The organism is Rossellomorea sp. NRS-1567 (genome assembly GCF_050467885.1).
Taxonomy (GTDB): Bacteria; Bacillota; Bacilli; order Bacillales; family Bacillaceae_B; genus Rossellomorea; species Rossellomorea aquimaris_C.
Genome location: NZ_JBITPL010000013.1, coordinates 1 through 17840, shown reverse-complemented (window position 1 = coordinate 17840; position 17840 = coordinate 1). Strand labels below are relative to the sequence as shown.

General features: G+C 35.2%; 25 protein-coding genes. 8 read left to right on the top strand and 17 right to left on the bottom strand.

Features of this window, described 5'->3' with window-relative positions; all coding sequences use genetic code 11:
- Positions 1–14 precede the first annotated feature (14 nt).
- The 7 genes from ACIFOD_RS07530 to ACIFOD_RS07500 form a co-directional block, all read right to left on the bottom strand.
- Positions 15–347: a hypothetical protein gene (locus ACIFOD_RS07530; RefSeq protein WP_430314120.1), complete on the bottom strand. Its 333-nt coding sequence runs from the start codon at positions 345–347 to the stop codon at positions 15–17.
- A 131-nt stretch (positions 348–478) separates the two neighbouring features.
- Positions 479–1174: a hypothetical protein gene (locus tag ACIFOD_RS07525; RefSeq protein ID WP_430314119.1), complete on the bottom strand. Its 696-nt coding sequence runs from the start codon at positions 1172–1174 to the stop codon at positions 479–481.
- A gap of 96 nt (positions 1175–1270) precedes the next feature.
- The gene (locus tag ACIFOD_RS07520; RefSeq protein ID WP_430314118.1) at positions 1271–1888 is read right to left on the bottom strand and encodes a hypothetical protein; all 618 of its coding nucleotides are present in this window, start codon (positions 1886–1888) and stop codon (positions 1271–1273) included.
- Entirely contained in the window at positions 1881–2066 is a 186-nt protein-coding gene (locus tag ACIFOD_RS07515) for a hypothetical protein (RefSeq protein WP_430314117.1), read from the bottom strand. The genes ACIFOD_RS07520 and ACIFOD_RS07515 overlap by 8 nt, the downstream gene beginning before the upstream one ends.
- 14 nt (positions 2067–2080) lie before the next feature.
- The gene (locus ACIFOD_RS07510; protein WP_430314116.1) at positions 2081–2539 is read right to left on the bottom strand and encodes a phBC6A51 family helix-turn-helix protein; all 459 of its coding nucleotides are present in this window, start codon (positions 2537–2539) and stop codon (positions 2081–2083) included.
- Positions 2540–2557: 18 nt separating this feature from the next.
- Positions 2558–2869, bottom strand: a complete 312-nt coding sequence (locus tag ACIFOD_RS07505; RefSeq protein ID WP_430314115.1) for a hypothetical protein — start codon at positions 2867–2869, stop codon at positions 2558–2560.
- Between the two features lie 118 nt (positions 2870–2987).
- Positions 2988–3230: a helix-turn-helix domain-containing protein gene (locus ACIFOD_RS07500; RefSeq protein ID WP_430314114.1), complete on the bottom strand. Its 243-nt coding sequence runs from the start codon at positions 3228–3230 to the stop codon at positions 2988–2990.
- 267 nt (positions 3231–3497) lie between these two features.
- Between ACIFOD_RS07500 and ACIFOD_RS07495 the strand changes: the two genes are divergently transcribed.
- The 4 genes from ACIFOD_RS07495 (at position 3498) to ACIFOD_RS07480 (ending at position 7438) form a co-directional block, all read left to right on the top strand.
- Entirely contained in the window at positions 3498–3671 is a 174-nt protein-coding gene (locus tag ACIFOD_RS07495; protein ID WP_430314113.1) for a hypothetical protein, read from the top strand.
- Positions 3672–4644: 973 nt separating this feature from the next.
- A complete protein-coding gene (locus tag ACIFOD_RS07490; RefSeq protein WP_430314112.1) occupies positions 4645–5196 on the top strand; it encodes a recombinase family protein in 552 nt (183 codons plus the stop codon).
- Between the two features lie 81 nt (positions 5197–5277).
- Positions 5278–5547 carry a hypothetical protein gene (locus tag ACIFOD_RS07485; protein ID WP_430314111.1) on the top strand — a complete coding sequence of 90 codons (270 nt, stop codon included), beginning with the start codon at positions 5278–5280 and terminating at the stop codon, positions 5545–5547.
- Between the two features lie 631 nt (positions 5548–6178).
- Positions 6179–7438, top strand: coding sequence for a hypothetical protein (locus tag ACIFOD_RS07480; RefSeq protein ID WP_430314110.1), 1260 nt, complete (start codon positions 6179–6181; stop codon positions 7436–7438).
- A gap of 55 nt (positions 7439–7493) precedes the next feature.
- Here the strand turns inward: ACIFOD_RS07480 and ACIFOD_RS07475 are convergent, their stop codons facing one another.
- Together ACIFOD_RS07475 and ACIFOD_RS07470 are read right to left on the bottom strand one after the other, a co-directional pair.
- The gene (locus ACIFOD_RS07475) at positions 7494–8171 is read right to left on the bottom strand and encodes a hypothetical protein (RefSeq protein ID WP_430314109.1); all 678 of its coding nucleotides are present in this window, start codon (positions 8169–8171) and stop codon (positions 7494–7496) included.
- A gap of 22 nt (positions 8172–8193) precedes the next feature.
- Positions 8194–8487 (bottom strand): YjcQ family protein, encoded by a 294-nt coding sequence (locus tag ACIFOD_RS07470; RefSeq protein WP_430314108.1) that lies wholly within the window; start codon positions 8485–8487, stop codon positions 8194–8196.
- 138 nt (positions 8488–8625) lie between these two features.
- Between ACIFOD_RS07470 and ACIFOD_RS07465 the strand changes: the two genes are divergently transcribed.
- Complete coding sequence (locus ACIFOD_RS07465; protein ID WP_430314107.1) at positions 8626–8937, top strand: hypothetical protein; 312 nt, start codon at positions 8626–8628, stop codon at positions 8935–8937.
- A 128-nt stretch (positions 8938–9065) separates the two neighbouring features.
- Here the strand turns inward: ACIFOD_RS07465 and ACIFOD_RS07460 are convergent, their stop codons facing one another.
- Both ACIFOD_RS07460 and ACIFOD_RS07455 read right to left on the bottom strand, forming a co-directional pair.
- The gene (locus ACIFOD_RS07460; protein WP_430314106.1) at positions 9066–9899 is read right to left on the bottom strand and encodes a hypothetical protein; all 834 of its coding nucleotides are present in this window, start codon (positions 9897–9899) and stop codon (positions 9066–9068) included.
- A gap of 32 nt (positions 9900–9931) precedes the next feature.
- Complete coding sequence (locus tag ACIFOD_RS07455) at positions 9932–10345, bottom strand: hypothetical protein (RefSeq protein ID WP_430314105.1); 414 nt, start codon at positions 10343–10345, stop codon at positions 9932–9934.
- Positions 10346–10428: 83 nt separating this feature from the next.
- Here ACIFOD_RS07455 and ACIFOD_RS07450 point away from each other — a divergent pair, with 83 nt between their 5' ends.
- The gene (locus ACIFOD_RS07450; RefSeq protein WP_430314104.1) at positions 10429–11127 is read left to right on the top strand and encodes a hypothetical protein; all 699 of its coding nucleotides are present in this window, start codon (positions 10429–10431) and stop codon (positions 11125–11127) included.
- A 99-nt stretch (positions 11128–11226) separates the two neighbouring features.
- Here the strand turns inward: ACIFOD_RS07450 and ACIFOD_RS07445 are convergent, their stop codons facing one another.
- The 4 genes from ACIFOD_RS07445 to ACIFOD_RS07430 form a co-directional block, all read right to left on the bottom strand.
- Positions 11227–12045 (bottom strand): hypothetical protein, encoded by an 819-nt coding sequence (locus tag ACIFOD_RS07445; RefSeq protein ID WP_430314103.1) that lies wholly within the window; start codon positions 12043–12045, stop codon positions 11227–11229.
- 209 nt (positions 12046–12254) lie between these two features.
- On the bottom strand, positions 12255–12461 hold the full coding sequence (locus ACIFOD_RS07440) for a hypothetical protein (RefSeq protein WP_430314102.1): 207 nt from the start codon (positions 12459–12461) through the stop codon (positions 12255–12257).
- A gap of 1 nt (position 12462) precedes the next feature.
- Complete coding sequence (locus ACIFOD_RS07435) at positions 12463–13500, bottom strand: tyrosine-type recombinase/integrase (RefSeq protein WP_430314101.1); 1038 nt, start codon at positions 13498–13500, stop codon at positions 12463–12465.
- A 230-nt stretch (positions 13501–13730) separates the two neighbouring features.
- Complete coding sequence (locus ACIFOD_RS07430) at positions 13731–14093, bottom strand: HesB/IscA family protein (RefSeq protein ID WP_113968972.1); 363 nt, start codon at positions 14091–14093, stop codon at positions 13731–13733.
- Positions 14094–14311: 218 nt separating this feature from the next.
- Here ACIFOD_RS07430 and ACIFOD_RS07425 point away from each other — a divergent pair, with 218 nt between their 5' ends.
- Positions 14312–15010 (top strand): DUF2225 domain-containing protein, encoded by a 699-nt coding sequence (locus ACIFOD_RS07425; RefSeq protein WP_430314100.1) that lies wholly within the window; start codon positions 14312–14314, stop codon positions 15008–15010.
- A gap of 87 nt (positions 15011–15097) precedes the next feature.
- Here ACIFOD_RS07425 and ACIFOD_RS07420 read toward each other — a convergent pair whose 3' ends face one another.
- Positions 15098–15355, bottom strand: a complete 258-nt coding sequence (locus tag ACIFOD_RS07420) for a YuzB family protein (RefSeq protein ID WP_113969157.1) — start codon at positions 15353–15355, stop codon at positions 15098–15100.
- A 309-nt stretch (positions 15356–15664) separates the two neighbouring features.
- Between ACIFOD_RS07420 and ACIFOD_RS07415 the strand changes: the two genes are divergently transcribed.
- Entirely contained in the window at positions 15665–16732 is a 1068-nt protein-coding gene (locus tag ACIFOD_RS07415; RefSeq protein WP_430314099.1) for an NAD(P)/FAD-dependent oxidoreductase, read from the top strand.
- A gap of 82 nt (positions 16733–16814) precedes the next feature.
- Here ACIFOD_RS07415 and ACIFOD_RS07410 read toward each other — a convergent pair whose 3' ends face one another.
- Entirely contained in the window at positions 16815–17141 is a 327-nt protein-coding gene (locus ACIFOD_RS07410) for a YuzD family protein (protein WP_430314098.1), read from the bottom strand.
- Between the last annotated feature and the right edge of the window lie 699 nt (positions 17142–17840).

Here is a 17840-nt window from a genome sequence, read left to right as displayed (position 1 = left end):
TCCTATTTACTCTATTAGTTACTATCACAAGTTTCTAAAATGATTTCTATTAATTCTTTTTTCATGATATCCATTCTATCTTCCCTACTGGAATTAATATAAGTTTGTATAATATCACTTACTGCGTCATCAGTATCTTCAAATCCCCAGTACTCTAATATCATTGAATCAAAGTCGAAAACCCCATCTATTTTTAACTCGTTAAATAGTTCAACAGTATCACGGGTTTCTTCAAACTTTTTTAGTACCTTTGAATGTGCCTTAGAGAACTCAAGTAAAATAGTGGCTTTAATATCAACATCAGCTTTACAGATTTTCTCAATTTGTTTTATAATTTTAGTTTCCATTTAATCACCTCAACACTTATTTTAACAGAATTAATTGTAAAATTATGGGTAAGCAATTTTGCTTAACAAAAAAAAATCACCCTGAAAACAGAAGGTATTTCACCAACTGAATCAGGGTTTCTTTATGTGGTTTAATATAATTTTCTTCCGATTAAGATTTCAGTAACTTCTTTTTCAGTGAAAGCTAGTTCTTCAACTGTCACTGGTGTTTCTTCTGTAAGTGCTTCATATTCTTCCATCATGTTTTTACTGTAAGATAATCCGTAATAGGTAAGGTACCCTTCAATCAATCCTTCAGTATTCTTTACTTCCTGGAATTCTTCACCCACTTGTGAAAGCTTCTGCATATAGTCCTTTTTAATGCTTTCCAGTTCCTTCATTTTACGGCTAGATTCTGAAGCAATTGCTATAACAAACTTATGTTTTAGAGAAGCCATTTCACCAGTGATTTTAATAACCTGTTCCTTCTCGAACTCTTTCAGTTTATCCAGTTCAGCAACTGCTTCATTTAAGGAAGCCTTTACTGGTTCCGTTTCCTTCTTCTTCTCTAATAGGTCCGTATCAGACAAGTAACCTTTTACATTCTCCTTATAAGCTGAATCATAAGCTTTAAACACGGTTTCATATTCATCAGATAACTTTATTACACGTGGTTCTGCTTCCTTTTTACGTTCATCAGTTGCTTCCAGTACTCTTTTCAAATCCATCTTTAAAGCATCCATTCTCAAAATATATCGGTGTTTTTTAGTCGGTTTTGGTGAACGCTGCTTTTCACTTTTGAACATATTTTTTATATAAGAAGTAACCTTTTTCACTAATTCCTTCATTGATAAATTCCCCTTTTCTGTTTTGAAAGTTAATATTCAAAATGACTATAAAAAAAAGAAGGTGGAACTGCCTTAAAGCAGACCACCCATTAAATACTATTTACCGTTCCAATATGCATTTCTTACTTCTTCTGCTGATACATCTGCACCTTTATAAGAATCATAGGCACGTGAAAGAATCTGTGTATTTTCACCTTCACGACTTGTATAATTGAAATCTTTTAATCCAGCATCTACTTGTAAATGACCAATCATAACTGAATATTGTGCCGTTTCCTTAATCTTTAATTGTGCTTCATGTAGTGCCTGAAGATAATTTTTCTTTGCTTCCTGAATATCTGCAAAGCCTTCAGCCTTATTCTTATTGTTCACTTTGGCATAATCAGGACCAAGTTCTTTGAACTTTTTCACTAGTCCAGCCAATTCTTCTTTCATCAGCTTGTCCACATCTTTAATTTTTTCACCTGTTACATTCAATACGCTTTTCTTATCCTGAAGAAGCTTCTGTTCTTGCTGGTAAGCATCAAGACTTACAATTCCTAGAACGTAATTTCGGTAGACTTCTTCAAGATGCATTTCACCTTCTGCAATAGCTTTTACCAGTTCAGCCTGTTCTTCCTTCGCACGGTCCAATGCTAAAGCATAGCTTTCTTTAATCTGTTCAGCCTTTTCAAAAATCCCTTCACATGCTTTAATTACTGTCGCTTTACTCATGGTTATCTTCCCCTTCAAGTTTAGTTTGTTCTTCTGTATCAGCTTCAATTTCTTCTGTTACAGTAGGTCCAGTTTGACGTTCTGTCCTTTCCTTCTGAATACGGGCCTTCTCCCTTATCTCTCTTTCTTCAGCTAATCTTTTAGTGCCTTCGATAATGTCCAACATTGCTTTACTCATAATAATCAACCACCCTATCCTTTTAATCGTTCTAATAGTAGACTTTTCTTTTCTTCAACTGATTTAGGTGCTGAAGTGCCTGTTCCGTCTTTACTTATTCCAAGCTTCTCTGCTTGAATACGGTTGTCTGCTTCAACCACATAACCAAACACATCCATAAACATCTTCATTTCTGCTGAAGAAACACTTTGTTTATCAGCAAAAGCCATAACTTTTTTCTTCATCTTCTGCACGGCTTCCAACTCATCTTGTGGAAGAAGAATGTGTTCCATTTCATTGATATATTTCTGATAATCTTTATTCTCTAGCCATTTGTAATAGGTTTTGGAACTCATAGAAAAGTGTTTGAACATCTTCTCTTTTGTGAATCCGTCTTTTAATTTGTTAGCGACATAGAATTTGGCTACTGCAACCATTTCACCAGTAGCCCCATAGGGTACTTGAATATCATGGATTGTTTTTTCTTGTGCCATTGTTACCAGTTCCCCTTTCTATTTAATTGAAATCATATCCGGTTTATAATGATGATTTTTAGAAACCCATTTACCAATGAAGGCTTCTGTATAACTCTTATAGAGATTCGTTTGAAGCATCTTGTTCAGCATCTTCACAACCCTATTCACGTTTGTGTTTCTCTTACCAAGTTCTTGATGAATCTCATAAAGGTCTGAAATCAGCATTGCTTTATATTTCTTTGCACGTGCTTCATAATGCTTCCAGTGTAAGGTGTTATCTTTATGAGTGAATTTGACTTCATAGGAGAATGAAGTACCCCTTACTTCTTCAATGGTTTCTGAAATCATTACGGCTAAAATACCCTTACTTTCAATCTGTTCCCCTTCCCCTTCAATTGCCTTCTTTACTGTAAATAAATTCCCTTTAATATCTTCAATTCATTGTATGTTCGACTTCCTAGCCATTTCAGTTATCCCCTTTTCGTTTCTGTTTGTTCATAACTTCTAATAAGAAAATCTGTTCACTTTCATCTAGTCCAGCATCAATAAAAGTTTGTCTGATAATCCGTTCAGCTTCAGGCGAAACTTTAAGAACACCGGCTTCATATTTACTTAAAGTTGATTGTGTAATTCCAACCCTTTCAGCCAATTCTTCTTGCGTTAGTTGTCCAGCAAAGTACCGGAGTAGTTTTATATACATTCCGTTCATACCTTCCATTCATCCCTTTCAATTAGTAGTTATAGAGAATAATTTATTCCTCATTGACAAAATAAAAAGGGGATGGAATATTCCAACCTCCTTAAGTGAGTTGATATTGATAAATAAAATAACAATACAATATTTAAACCATTTATAATTTTGTCTACTACTAAGTACGCCAGAATGATAAAAAGTAAGACAGGCACAATAATACATTCCATTATTTTCAAACAGAAAGTATAATAAAATAAGAATATTCAAAAAGGGGATGTTGAATTGACCATAAAGATAACTAATTGCACTATCATTAATAGTGGTACAGGGGTACATTTAGAAGGCGATAATGTTGATGTGGAAATTAAAGGGCTTAGAACTATTAACAATAAAAAAGATATTTACGCGAATGTAGGCAAAAGCAGTTCAATTATAATAGAAGACTTATCTTCTTAAGGATGTAAAACTGAATCAATTACTATCAAAGAATATAATCAAACAATTGAAGATTTAAAAGATTTTGTATCAACAAAAGAAAACTATTTTAGTTCAGAAGAAATTAATGAAATTAATCAAAAGCTAGACGAATTAAAAGAAGTTAAAAACGAACCTGCCAAAGTGAAAAAGATTTTAAATGAAATTTATGGAGTAGGTAAGGATATAAGTTCAAAGCTTCTATTTGAATATATAAAAATAAAAACAGGTTGGTTTTCAGAATAGCAGCAACAGATTTCGTCATCTACTCTTTCCCAAGAAGCTTACTCTATAGAAACATTAATAAAGAAGCTTTAAGGGAAAGATTTAAGTCAAAAAATATAGTGTATATGTCTGATATTGTAACCATTTTCACTAAGCCCCCCGTTCCCCCATGCTACCCCCATACCATAAAACTACATGTCTGCTTTTGAATATTAATATTCAGCTTTATCAGGTCCAACTGAATAAGCTTATTAAATACAAATAGTCTTTAATGCTTTCGCTGAATAACAATAGATATCATCTATACTTATCCATTGAACTTATCTAACCACCAGTGCCTTCAGTTCCCTTCAGTTTATACTGAACTAAAAGCTAAATACATACTAAGTGCTGATTGTTTAAAGCTTATTAAAACAGAAACCTACTTGAATATAGCACTGTATTAATAACTTCCAATATTCACCCCTATGTCAAGCTACATACGGTTCTATTTTACTTACATTTATCAAAGGGATATCCATACATTCTCTCACCCAACAGTGTCTTAAAACAAATCTCCATCGTGTCCTATATCCACTATATTAAAACTCTTATCTCCCCCGAATTGTTTACCATACGGTATCATAACTTAAAAGATTTGACACCGTTTTAGTAGTACTGTAATATCAAGGTATTGAATGGTTTCATAACTTATGACCATAAATACATAGGTGAAATGGGGATATAAAACATGAAATACGGATATGCAAGGGTATCAACGGTATCACAAGATTTAGAATCACAAATACAGACTTTGAAGGCAGAAGGATGTGAAATTATCTTCTCTGAAAAGTTTACTGGTACTAAATCTGAAAGACCAAAATTCCAAGAACTACTCACACTTTTATCTGAAGGAGATACACTAATCGTTACTAAGATGGATAGGTTCGCCCGTTCCACTTCAGATGCTATAGAGACAGTGAAGAAGCTATTCAAAAAAGGTGTAAGGGTTCATGTGCTAAATATGGGTATTGTTGAAGATACACCTACTGGAAGGCTTATTTTTAACATAATGAGTTCATTCGCGGAATTTGAAAGAGATATGATAGTGGAACGTACACAAGAAGGAAAGGCAATTGCAAGGCAGAAGGAAAACTTCAGGGAAGGCAGACCTAATAAATACGGTAAGAAGAAGATTGAACATGCATTAATGCTACTTGAAACGAACTCATACAAACAGGTTGAAGAAATGACAGGCATATCGAAAAGCACTTTAATTCGTGCTAAGAAAAAGAACAATTAGGATAAAAGTCTCATATAAGGTATTCCCATCCCCGCTAACATATAATATAATTGGAATTACCAACCATTAGGAGGTGATTACATGCATAGAGTTCATTTTGTGGATTTTGATAATAAGAAAGTATTAAGAGAAGAAACAATAGACGAGTCTAATAAAGCACTGGAGATGGCTGAATCAATGTCCAAGATAAAAGGACAAGAAATACTTATTTTTGATAGCTTATTCAGAACCATGAAAGCAGAATTCTCCCATTATACAACCGTTAGAAAAGGAACATCCAACCTGTATTTTCTCAACTTCAAGAATGTTACCTTATCTGATATTCAATTACCCGTACAATTAACACCATGATATCAACTACATAGGAACGACTTTGAGGTGAACAGTCCATACTGGTTCACTTTTTTATTTGCCTTTATCTCCTAGTGATAATGAAGGTAACTGTAAAGAATGCCCCTATCTTTTCCTTCCCTGTCTCCCTTGTCCATTTCATGGGTAAAATCAGCACTTCTAAACAAGAACTATTTACACCTTTACTACTATACCGTTCACAATTTATTCACATATAAGTTCTTCCACCTGCGTCCATTCATTCCTTTCACTACTTTACTGTATCTTTCTGAAGAAAATAGTATTAACCGTTATAAGATTAAAACCCAAAACCATTCTTGTCAGGGGAAAACCACCCCTTCCAAGCTTCTAATAAACCAAAACTGAATAACTCCTTTTTTATATCTCTCTTTAAGGGAAAGGGCTTAAAACCCTTGGTATTACTGACTTTCTAAAGGAAATAAGCACTTTTATTGTGCTGATTATTTATTGGTTATTGTTCATAGTCAATTAATTCAGTCTTTATTTCTTAATTAATGGGGAAAGTGGTTTTCTTTCCCGTTGCTTTAGCAACTTCTCTTTTATGTGTCTGCTTCTTCTCTTTCAGTTGTTTAAGGGGTGTAAATGTTTAATAGACAAGGAGAAGATACAGATGCAGAAATTAGTTCAAGGAACTCATTATTCAAAGGAGAAAGAAAAGCAGCCACCAATTAATGTAGTTGATTCGATTATGGGAAGTGGTAAAACTTCCTGGGCTATCCAACATATGCAGGAAGCAAACACTGAAGAAAGGTTTATATATATTACACCATTCTTATCAGAAGTTCAGCGTGTCAAAACTTCGGTTACCAGTAGGAAGTTTGTGGAACCTACCAACAACGGGAAAGGAAAACTGGAAAACCTTAAGAAGCTGATACTTAATGAAAGGGATATTGTTTCAACACATGCACTCTTTCAGAACGCTGATGAAGAAATAATTGACCTTTTGAAAGTTAGCAACTACACGTTGATACTGGATGAAGTGATGAATGTAATTGAAGAATTTAAACTAAACAAAGATGATTTTAAATTGTTGATGAACAGTGATATGGTTTTTGTGGAAGAAGAAACTGGTGTTATTCGCTGGAATGAAGATAGTGAATATCAGCATACCAAGTACAATGAAATTAAAACGTTATCCAAAACCGAAAACCTGATTTACTTTGAGAATACAATCCTGTTTTGGTCGTTCCCTGTTTCAGTATTTAAGGCTTTCAAAGAAGTTTATATTTTGACGTACCTGTTCCAAGCACAAGAACAGAAGTACTACTATGACATGTACCACCTAAGCTATACTTATAAGGCTGTACAGAAGGTAAATGACAAGTATGTACTGGTAGACCACGAAAGCAAAGAACCTTATGATAAATCTCTTCTAAAGTCCCTGATAAACATTTATGAAGGGAAGTTAAATGACATTGGTTCACAACCATATACACTCTCAAAATCATGGTATGACAAAGATAAAAACGCTTCTCTAGTTGAAAAGATGAAAAAGAATTTGTACTCATACTTCAGAAACAATGTCAAAACACCTACACCAGTAAACATGTGGACTTGCTTTAAAGACCATCAGTCAGAATTGAAGGGCAAGGGCTACACAAAGGGGTTTGTATCGCATAACGCACGTGCAACTAATGACTTTAAAGATAAGCAATCACTTGCCTATGTTATTAATCGCTTCATGCACCCGTACAAAAGCAAGTTCTTTAAGTCAAGGGGGGTTCAAGTAAATGAAGAGATGTACGCTTTATCAGAACTAATACAGTGGATTTGGAGAAGCCGGATAAGGGAAAGACAGGAGATTAATATTTACATACCGAGTGCAAGGATGCGTTCTTTATTATTGAACTACTTAGAAAGTGAACTATAATTCAACTACTAATAAAATAAAAAACTCCGTTTCTTAAGGAGTTTTTTGCTATCTATTATTTTCTATCCATTTCTTTAATGTACATATCTGTTTGAATTTCTGATACTATCCACTTAACGGTTAAACCAATCAAAATTTTTAAATCCCCAATATCTTTATTCTCCCATACCCTATGATAATGAGTTTCATCATTTCCAAGCCATGTAGCACGTTCAGCCACATGCCTGATATTTGCAGAAAGATATTCTTTTATACAGTTTCCAAGAAACGTTTTTTTAATCTTTTCTTCATCTTCATTTTGAAAGTTTATTAAAAAATCTTTTATCAGGAATTCAAGTGACTTTCTATACCCCATTCCAGCTACATGATTTAACTGAAGGTCTTCAGCTTCCTTTGCCTGATTATAAATTTCAACAAAAAGTGGAGATAAAACCATGATTTCATCTTCGAATATCACCTTAGAAGCTTTCTTAGGATATGAATATTTAACAATATATTTTATGGAACTACCATTCTGTATAAGAGATAAAACACTTATGAATAAATGGTTACAAATCTTTTTATTACATTGAAATACCGCTTCAATTGTATCAGTGCTTAATTGATATGCAGTAACGAACTTAGGTTCCTGTACCGTGTTACATAAGGGACAACTTTCTGGAAGTTTTTCCATTCTAAAGCCATATACTACTTTATCAGTACTATTTAACCTATGATATTGAAATGTATGCATTTAACTCACCTTTGTTTTTTTATTATAGCTTCAACCAGTCTCTCGCTTCTTTAATTCCTTTATAGGTCTTAGCCCAACCACTATTACTCTCTAAGAACTCAATACCCTTCATTGTTATTTTAGAAGAAGAAAGGAATACTGCATAAACGGTATCATCAGCGTATTGAACAGATATTCCCTTTGCTAATCCTTCATCTTTTAACAACAGTGCAAGTTCCCCCCATTGTTCAAAAGTTAATTCATAATCATTTCTTTTAGGTTCATTACCTTGATTTATTTCTGTAAGTAAGCTATATATCAACTTTTTCCTATTCATCTTAACACTCCTTTATTCCTATATTTCGACATCAAGCAATAATACTCCTTTTTCTGGAAAAAATTCAGCTTGTCTGAATTCCATCAATAGTTGTTTATGGGTTGTAAATAACAAAAAACAATAAAGGTGGAAATTAAAATGAAAAAACAATTTAATCTTGAATCGGTAAAGCACAAGAAAATACTTTTCCAAATTGTAGAACAGGCACTTACTGGGATTACAATTAAAGAAATCCATGATTTAAAAAAACTATGTAAAAAAGATAGATTTTCATACTTTGACCAAATCAAAATGAGATACATCATTCCCTTGAACTTATTAGGTGAAAACTTTAAATTAACTGAAGAGATTGAAATTACATTATTCTTCATTATTAATGACGTAATTAGTAAGCTGAATATTGAAAAATGTGATAATGGTTATGAAGAATTGACAATTAAATTATCTTAATAAGGGAGTGGCTAAGAAAATCAAAAATTGAGAAATAGTAATCGAAAGTTTACGGTAATTAATTTTTATAGAAAACTACCAGAATAATATTAGCTAACTAAAAAAACAGTTCCAATTGGAACTGTTTTTTAGAATGGCAATACTTCAGTTTGGGCTTCTTTAATATATTTTATAAGAATTTGTTCATCTACCTTAAAAGAATCAATTCCTTTTGTTCTCAAACTATTAATGAACTCTTCTTTAAGTAAAATAATACCAGGTTCATCAACAGTATCACTATTACCATCTATATAATCATATACTGCCTTCTTTAAACCAGCAGGTAATATTCTAGTTTTTTTGTTGTTATCAGTTCTAGTAGAAGCTGCTTCTTTTTTAAAGAGTGACATTTCGCTTCTTATTGCCTGCATTTCATCTAAAAGTAATTGATTCGCATCTGTCACGGTTGTTTGGTCCAAAGATGGCACTTTAAACTCTCCAAAATTTTTTAAGAATGTAGAGAACTCTGGGTCCGATTGGGATTTTTCGTAAGTTAACTTCACTCTTCTAGCTAACTCCTCCTTGAAGCTTACCACCTTATTAAAACGCAAGTCTTTTGGATATTGAATATGTTCAATTACTCCCGTATCAAATATGAAATCTGTCACATCATCTTTTATAAGGATTGTAGGTTTATCAAAAGTTAATCTCATTCCGAGTTCAAATAATACATTCGGATTTCTACCACTTATATCACAAATGACAATATCTGCATTGTATAAATTCTGGATAATCCTTTTATGTATAACATCAATTTCCCCATCAGAGTTACTCACGATTTCTGTTTTAAACTCAAATTCTTTGATACTTTTCATTGATTCAATGATAATGCTTTTTACTTCGGTCCAATGGTCTGAAGTATACCCTGGCATAGCTGCAATTGGCATGATGATTCCACACTTTTTAATTTCTTTTTCAGCCAATATTTTCACTCCTTAGCAATATTAATATATTTTTATAAGGTGATTTTTTTGGGTTCAATAGATTCCATATCTTCGTGATTACTAGCAAGTTCATTGTACTGTTCAATAAAGCTGAAAATTTTGTTAATACTACACTTTTCAGAATTAAAGTATTGTTCCATGGATTCATCTGATAATTTTCTACTGCTAAACTCTGTCGTTTCATAACCAGCGTATTTGTATGTGTTTGTCTCTAACTCAGCAGTATATCCAAGCCAACCATCAGATGTTATAGCAAAACCTTCTCTTCTTTCCCACTCATCTAAACCACCACGAATTGACCTTTCATCAATCATATGGCTAAAAATCACAATACCTTTAACTTTTCCATGTATCATTTCAGCTGTTTCATTAAAATTCTCTTGATGCTTAACCCGAAATTTCTTTATGTATTCAATTGCTTTCATAATCTAAACCCCTATCTCATTTATTTTACCGTTTTTAACTAAAATGGTATAATTAGGTATACTGATTGGAAGGTGTGACAGTTTTGGAATTAAACCAAGTTGATGTATACCATTTTTTAAAATCAAAAGACATAAATCACTTATATCATGCTAATACTGTAACCACATCCTGCACATTCATAAAACAAGGAGGTCTTTTGTCTAGAGGTGCAGTAGAGAGTTTGGGCTTAACTCAAACTGAACAGATGTCAGATGACCTTGATAAAGAATTTGACGTGTGGGATGACATATTCCTTGATAGCAACGACTTACACAAGAAATTCAGAAGACAAAACCACTATGGTCCTGTTCTTTTCAAATTCAATATTGACATACTCCTTTACCCATCCTTACCCCCACTCTGGGTAACTAGAGATAACCCCACTAGATGGACTGCTGGTTTGTCTGAAAGTGAAAGGTACTTTGGAAGCGTGGAAGCACTAAAGCAAGACTATGAGACAGGTGCATATAAGGAAATGATTACTCTACGTAATACACATGATATACTTCCCTTCGAATCTTACCTTGAAGAAATAATTTTAGATAATCCCAAAATATTACTCGCTAAAGAAAATGTACTTGAGAAAGCAAAGGAATCTTTACAAGAAGCAATCAATGATAGTAATTATGACTTTAGCGAAGTAAAAAAGACTATCAGAAATTGTAATAACTGCTTCTGTCACGAAAATTACTTAAATGAAGTACATTCTTCAAAAATAAAATCTTACTTCTACATGACTTAAGCACTGCATTATTGCAGTGTTTTTTTTCACCAAGTTACTTACTTATTCGACAAATATAAACATTTTTCCTTTTTAATGTAATTATTTTTCCTGAAAATTTTAAGAGTTCCAAATTAAATTGAAGGACTCCTTTAGGTGCAATGACTTAAGCTTTTTGTTAAGAATACCCCAGTACAAGCCAAAAGGATTATTTACCTTACCTAGCTTCATTTTCCTCATAAGCATTTTAAAAGCTTGAATGCTGGTTTCCACAACATCACTTGTTACTTTGTGTTTACTAGCTGATATCAGGACTATCTTCCAGTATTCTTCAATGGTCTTAGCGTCATCAAAGAAGCACTTAACAAACTTTATAAAATCAGAAGGTACGTGTTCTCCAACAAAGGAAGCACCTAAATTCTCATTGGCTGATTGTTGACTCCCCTTTACATTACTGACTTGTTCAATTTCAGCAACATCAGTACGTATATCTTTAATATGGTTAATGGTTTTAGAAAGGTTGTCTGTTTGTGGATGGTCCAATTTATCTACTTCAGATGGTTCAGAACCTGTCGAATAAGAATTAAATACATAAATGTTGCTTGATTTACTGCCGTTTTTTCTTTCAGTTTCATGTACTGTAAGTAAGCCAAATTGCTTTGCTTTTGTCACCATGCGTTTGAATGTGCTTCTGCTAATTCCGGCACCATCTAATTCATGTGTAGCTTTAGTTAAGGTTCCAATCTTAGCATTACAAACACCAAACACCTTTGCAGAGAAACGTACTAAACGCTTAAGTGCTATTAACTCTGATTTAGTGAACTCTTTCTTTACATCAATCATCCACTGTTCAAAGTGATTGTTGAAGTCCTTTATATTGCTGAATTGAGAAAGATGCTTAAAGTTGTTTATGTTCCCTGATTTGTATGTAGATTCCATTATGTATTGTTCCCCTGTCTCCAACTGGAACAAGGTACACAACCAACACTCTAAAGAAGGCATCACTAAAGACACCTTGCAATTCTGGATTTTTTTCATTAGAATTAAGGTTGAAGTACGTTGTACCGTATTTATTTTGTGGTAAAGCGTCGTATAGCGTATATGTGTTACTTAGTCACCTATTGCAGTAGGTGGCTTTTTCTTTTGTCTTAAATTGCGTTGTAGAAGCTTTTTCTTTCTTCCAATGCTTTTACATTCAGTTCTTCTTTCCAACTCAACAATGCTTCTCTGTACTCTTTTGAATAGGTTCCACCACTTTGATTTTTCACCTTACTTATTACCACAACTTGTTTTGTGTACCAGCATATAGCTTCTATAGTTGTTACTTTGGTTAAATCAGGAAAGTCGTAATTCATCTTAAATCTCCTTTTTCTTTCTAATACTGTTTATTGGAGAGAAGTCATCATGTCTAGAACGCATATCAGAAACATCCATTTGTATGTATCTTCTCATTGTCCTAATATCTGACCATCCACCCATTTTTTGAAGAGTAAATGCATCACATCCATTTAAAATCATGTTTTTCGCCCATGTATGTCTGTACACGTGTGCAGTTACTTTCTTCTTTTCCACACCAGCTTTTTCTGCATGGTATTTTAGCCTTTTGTTCAGGTGATTTGCTGAAAGTGGTTCACCATATGTTGAGAGAAATACCCTTTCAGTTCTAAAGTGCTTCTGATTTTCCGTTATTAATTGAAGGAGTAATTTCATTACATATGATGAAATTGGAACAATTCTAGAATTCCTGTTCTTACTTTTTTTACTATCTAAGGTGATAAACCTTGTTGAAAAGTCTATGTCCTTGGCATACAAACTCACTAATTCACTTATTCTTAATCCACTATCCAGTAATAAATTGATTGCAACAAAATCCCTATAACCAACATAATCACGCTGGTTCGGTTGTTGAAGAATAGCTTTTACTTCTTTTTCTGATAAACAATTCGTTAGGTCAATGTCCTGTTTAAGCAATTTGACCTTATCCATTGGGTTAACTTCAAGTAGTTCTTCTCTTTCCAAGAAATTAAACAAAGCACGATATACACGAAGTCGAATATTAATTGTTGTATCTGCTAATCCAACACGTTGATTTGAAGAATCAATTAATGTATGTCCACTGTATCGAACTGCATCATACTTTAAGTAATTCACGTAATTCCTTATCATTTCAGTTGTAACTTGGCTTATATGTTCAACATCTTGGTAATTTTCCTTAAGCCAGTCTTTGAAGTAGCCCCATGTTTTAACGTAGTCAACTAGTGTCCTTTCTCTTATACCTTCAGCTTTTTTACCAGTAATTACGATATTCAATGCTTCATCAAGTGACAAATCTGGATACTGTCTTGTGCTGACTAATTGACCAACTTGCTTTCTTTTCTTTCGTTTTAATGACAAAATAAAAACCCCCCTTAACAGTGAACTTTAATTCACCGTCAAGAGAGGTCGAAATAAACAACTCTTTAAGAACAAATATTGGGTTGTGTAGATTGTTTTACAGTCAAACGACTGGACAATACACAACCAGCAATTAACAACCCAACAGTTCAACCAACGTTAATACCGAAAAAGTTAGATGTTTATTATCTGACTTTCCATTGAAAACGCTGATATATCAAGCTTCATCATTAGCAATTCTCCGGCGTACCCTTATTCGTCGCCGTCACGAACGATGATCCGCATCCGCATGAAGCGATGGCGTTTGGATTATCGATGGTGAACCCGCCGCCCATCATGGACTGCTTGTAGTCTATTTTGGTACCGTTCAAAATGGCAGCATCATTTTTGGCTACAACAAGCTTGATTCCATGCTGTTCCAGTGTTGTATCTCCATCTTGAAGCTCATGTTCAAATCCCATACCGTAAGAAAGGCCGCTACAGCCTCCCCCTTTTACCGCTACTCGTAACATGGCATCTGTTTCGTCATGTTCCTTCATCATTTCTTTAATCTGAAGGGCCGCGGCTTCTGTCAGAATGACTACTTCACTCATTCATTACACCCCCAACCTTTACATTTCTTACTTCTTAGTATACTCCTTTCTATTTTACTACTCAACCAAAGGGGCTTTGGTGAATGATTCGAAGGAAACTTTATATTCATATTAATCAACCATGACTTTTTACTTATCATCTTTTAAGAAAACACTGGTCCTTTATCCTTCCATCAAGGTATAATAAGGAAAATAGTCCCGATTACGAGGTGGTATTCATGACGGTAGTGACGCCCTTTTATGATAAAAAAACACAGTGTCTTTCGTGTAAACACTCGTACAGTACAACAAGGATCAGGTCCCGCTTTGTGAAGGTAGCAGGTTATGACAGTGACTTTTGTCCCCTTTATGAGTCAATGGATGTAAATCCTTTACTTTATAATGTTTCTGTATGCCCAAAATGTGGATTTTCGTATACAGATGATTTCACAGCATACATACCTCCTGTTCTCAAAGCTGATTTGGAAAAGAAAATCAGCCTTCACTGGCAGCCACAGGATTATGGAAAACTGAGGTCATATGAAGATGGAATCAATACATATAAATTGGCCGCCTACTGTGCCCTTATTAAAAAGGAAAAAAAGGTGACAATAGCAGGGTTATATCTCCGGACAGCCTGGCTTTATCGAAAGACCCAAGAAAAAGAACAGGAAAGACGATTCATCAACCTTGCTACTCATGAATACATTGATGCCTATTTGACAGATGGCGTATCAGGTTCTTTGATGTCCGAAACGAAGCTATTGTATATCATAGCGGAATTATTGAGAAGACAGGATAAAATCGAGGAATCGGTCGTTTATTTATCTAAAGTGATCAGTAAACAGCACCTCTCCACCGAACCGAAGATCGTTGAAATGGCCAGAGAGAGCTGGTACGAAATTCGTGAGCTCTATAAAGAAACCAAGTCCATTTAAAAGAAAACTAGTGGGGAGTCCACTAGTTTTTTACATTAACTCAGTCTAAAAACAAAAAAATAAGCCAGTCACAAGACCAGCTTTTCTTTAGAACATCGGATTATCTTCTAGAAATTGATAGATATGATCCACCAGTTCTTCAGGTGTATCCCCTGTTACGACTTCACCATTGACGAGAGCATAAAAGGATTGGGCGCATTTCCCGCAGTAACCCAGGCATCCATACTCAATGACATCAAGGTTTGGGTCTCTCTCTAATATCTCAAGCGCTTTTTGCGCACCACTGGCAAGATTGCTTATACAAAATTCTATAATAGGTTTCAATTCTATCACCTCACTACTCATTGTTATGCTATCTTTTTTTATCATTATCGTCAATCATTTGATTCCATGTAATGGTATAACAGATTGTGAACATTTTCGCTTATTTCTGTTGTGAAAACGCCACTATTTCGATATACTTTTAATGTTAATAGGTTTACTAATATGATAATTGCTCGAATTATGCTTCATATTGAAAATGCTTACTTTTTCAGGAGCCGTTTCGGCGTGACTGTGCTTTCAATCCTGTCCCATACAATTTATGGGATATAAATCATATACAAACACACTATTTCATTCATAATGTAGAGTGCAAAAAAGGGGAAATTTTTCATGAAACAATTAGTGCTGCTTGGCGGAGGATATGGGAATATGCGCGTCCTTCTTCGCTTATTACCCAACCAATTACCTGAAGATGTATCGATTACCCTGATTGATCGAAATCCTTACCACTGTCTCAAGACGGAATACTATGCTTTAGCCGCTGGTACGATTTCAGATCAACATGTACGCGTATCATTCCCGGAACATGCCCGTTTATCCTATGTGTATGGAGATATCTCCGGAGTGGACATGGAAAACAAACTCGTAAAGATGAAAGATCAAGATTCAGTTCCTTATGACGACCTTGTGATTGGACTCGGTTGTGAGGATAAATATCATAATGTTCCTGGTGCTGACGAACATACTTACTCCATTCAAACAATTGAAAAATCCCGTAAGACATACCAAACCTTATGTAATCTTCCAGCTGGTTCGATCGTAGGAATCGTTGGAGCTGGTTTAAGCGGGATTGAGCTTGCGAGTGAGCTTCGTGAAAGCCGTTCTGATCTGAAAATTAAATTATTCGATCGCGGTCCCCGTATTCTCAACGCCTTCCCTGAGCGTCTAAGCTCTTATGTTCACGGGTGGTTCGACGAGAATGACGTAGACATCGTCAATGGCTCGAATATTACAAAAGTGGAGCCAAACACCCTTCATAACCATGAAGAACAGATATTCTGCGATGCCATCGTTTGGACGGCGGGTATACAACCAAGCAAGGTCGTACGTGATATGGATGTTGAAAAAGATGCAAGCGGTCGCGTCATTCTGACAAAGTATCATAACCTGCCTCAGGATGAGAATGTGTACGTGGTTGGTGACTGCGCAAGCCTTCCTCAAGCTCCAAGTGCCCAGCTTGCTGAGGGGCAAGCAGAACAAATCGTGACCGTTCTACTTAAACGTTGGAAAAACGAGGAACTCCCTGCAGAATTACCTAAGATCAAACTAAAAGGAATTCTCGGTTCACTCGGAAAGAAACATGGTTTCGGCCTGGTAAACGAGCGCTCTATCACAGGTCGTGTCGCTCGATTATTGAAATCCGGTGTGTTGTGGATGTATAAGTATCATAATGGATGATGAAAAAAGAACCGCGATGTGCGGTTCTTTTTTTCGATTCAGCTCTAATGATCCATTCATAAAGGCTAACCATCCCCACGAACTAAACCGCTTTATACCCATACTTTTCAAGCTCAGAGTAAATCGTTTTTAAACGGGGATTCCCTTCGCCTACAATATTTCCTTCTAACAGAACAATTGGGTAAAACATATCCTCTTCAATCACTCTTAAAGCAAACTGCTTTACGACTTCATCTTCAGGAGGATTGTGAATATCTACATATTTAATCACGAAGGGCTGGTTTGGATACTTCCGACTGACAGCAGCCTCAAGCCATTCGTACGTTTCTTTCGCTGACGGTAAGTTCACGCAGCTTGGACAAAGTATTTCTGCCCCATATACGTAAAGTTCAACAGGTTTTCTCTCCATGTCACTCTCTCCCCTTTGTTTCCCTCTCTTGTTTATTTTACAAAAAAAGCAGCCGGGTTGGAACGATAATATGTGAATTTCTGTACTGGAAATTACATTTTGAAAATTTCTTATGCAATGTTCATAAAGTTTGTCCTTTTTATATCATGAGAACTGCTTTAAGCTCTGTCATTCAGTGTGTGCTAGATGGTGAGGGGAACCGCTCCGCATGCAGCTAGCGTTCGGCCGAGCCTCCTCAGCTTTTGCCGAACGGGATCTCGGCACGCCCAAAATCCGCCGGAGTCTCCGCAGTTCCCCTCACCATCTATTGAAGATTTTGTGACAGAGCTTATAAGAGAGAAAACAGTCTAATTAAAATTCTCTCCAAGTGCTTTTTACACCTCTCTAGAACCAAAGGGGAAATCCAACACTGCTCCCTTATAAAATCGTGGAAATGTATTTCAGTTTTCATTTCGTTAGTAAGTACAAACCCATGTTTAAAAAATTGATTTTTTTCCCTGATGAGAATTGAATGTCATAGATCTATTGGGGTAACACTGGCGGAAGCTTGATGTGAAGTTTTCCGAGATTGAAATTGGCTGAAATAGAAGCACAGAGTGGATTGTAGCGGAAGGCACTTGACTCCTGCGGGATGTAGAGGAAAAGTCGAGACCCCGCAGGGCAAAGCCCGAGGAGGCTCGACTTCCTCCCCGGGGAAAG

Bases quoted from the DNA above. Each gene is read 5' to 3' on its own strand.
- ACIFOD_RS07410 (WP_430314098.1), bottom strand. From the start codon at position 17,141: ATGGAGAGAAAACCTGTTGAACTTTACGTATATGGGGCAGAAATACTT.
- ACIFOD_RS07505 (WP_430314115.1), bottom strand. From the start codon at position 2,869: ATGATTTCAGAAACCATTGAAGAAGTAAGGGGTACTTCATTCTCCTAT.
- ACIFOD_RS07475 (WP_430314109.1), bottom strand. From the start codon at position 8,171: ATGCATACATTTCAATATCATAGGTTAAATAGTACTGATAAAGTAGTA.
- ACIFOD_RS07520 (WP_430314118.1), bottom strand. From the start codon at position 1,888: ATGAGTAAAGCGACAGTAATTAAAGCATGTGAAGGGATTTTTGAAAAG.
- ACIFOD_RS07490 (WP_430314112.1), top strand. From the start codon at position 4,645: ATGAAATACGGATATGCAAGGGTATCAACGGTATCACAAGATTTAGAA.
- ACIFOD_RS07485 (WP_430314111.1), top strand. From the start codon at position 5,278: ATGCATAGAGTTCATTTTGTGGATTTTGATAATAAGAAAGTATTAAGA.
- ACIFOD_RS07510 (WP_430314116.1), bottom strand. From the start codon at position 2,539: ATGGCACAAGAAAAAACAATCCATGATATTCAAGTACCCTATGGGGCT.
- ACIFOD_RS07415 (WP_430314099.1), top strand. From the start codon at position 15,665: ATGAAACAATTAGTGCTGCTTGGCGGAGGATATGGGAATATGCGCGTC.
- ACIFOD_RS07500 (WP_430314114.1), bottom strand. From the start codon at position 3,230: ATGAACGGAATGTATATAAAACTACTCCGGTACTTTGCTGGACAACTA.
- ACIFOD_RS07525 (WP_430314119.1), bottom strand. From the start codon at position 1,174: ATGAAGGAATTAGTGAAAAAGGTTACTTCTTATATAAAAAATATGTTC.
- ACIFOD_RS07530 (WP_430314120.1), bottom strand. From the start codon at position 347: ATGGAAACTAAAATTATAAAACAAATTGAGAAAATCTGTAAAGCTGAT.
- ACIFOD_RS07515 (WP_430314117.1), bottom strand. From the start codon at position 2,066: ATGAGTAAAGCAATGTTGGACATTATCGAAGGCACTAAAAGATTAGCT.
- ACIFOD_RS07465 (WP_430314107.1), top strand. From the start codon at position 8,626: ATGAAAAAACAATTTAATCTTGAATCGGTAAAGCACAAGAAAATACTT.
- ACIFOD_RS07430 (WP_113968972.1), bottom strand. From the start codon at position 14,093: ATGAGTGAAGTAGTCATTCTGACAGAAGCCGCGGCCCTTCAGATTAAA.
- ACIFOD_RS07480 (WP_430314110.1), top strand. From the start codon at position 6,179: ATGCAGAAATTAGTTCAAGGAACTCATTATTCAAAGGAGAAAGAAAAG.
- ACIFOD_RS07425 (WP_430314100.1), top strand. From the start codon at position 14,312: ATGACGGTAGTGACGCCCTTTTATGATAAAAAAACACAGTGTCTTTCG.
- ACIFOD_RS07445 (WP_430314103.1), bottom strand. From the start codon at position 12,045: ATGGAATCTACATACAAATCAGGGAACATAAACAACTTTAAGCATCTT.
- ACIFOD_RS07470 (WP_430314108.1), bottom strand. From the start codon at position 8,487: ATGAATAGGAAAAAGTTGATATATAGCTTACTTACAGAAATAAATCAA.
- ACIFOD_RS07440 (WP_430314102.1), bottom strand. From the start codon at position 12,461: ATGAATTACGACTTTCCTGATTTAACCAAAGTAACAACTATAGAAGCT.
- ACIFOD_RS07420 (WP_113969157.1), bottom strand. From the start codon at position 15,355: ATGAGTAGTGAGGTGATAGAATTGAAACCTATTATAGAATTTTGTATA.
- ACIFOD_RS07455 (WP_430314105.1), bottom strand. From the start codon at position 10,345: ATGAAAGCAATTGAATACATAAAGAAATTTCGGGTTAAGCATCAAGAG.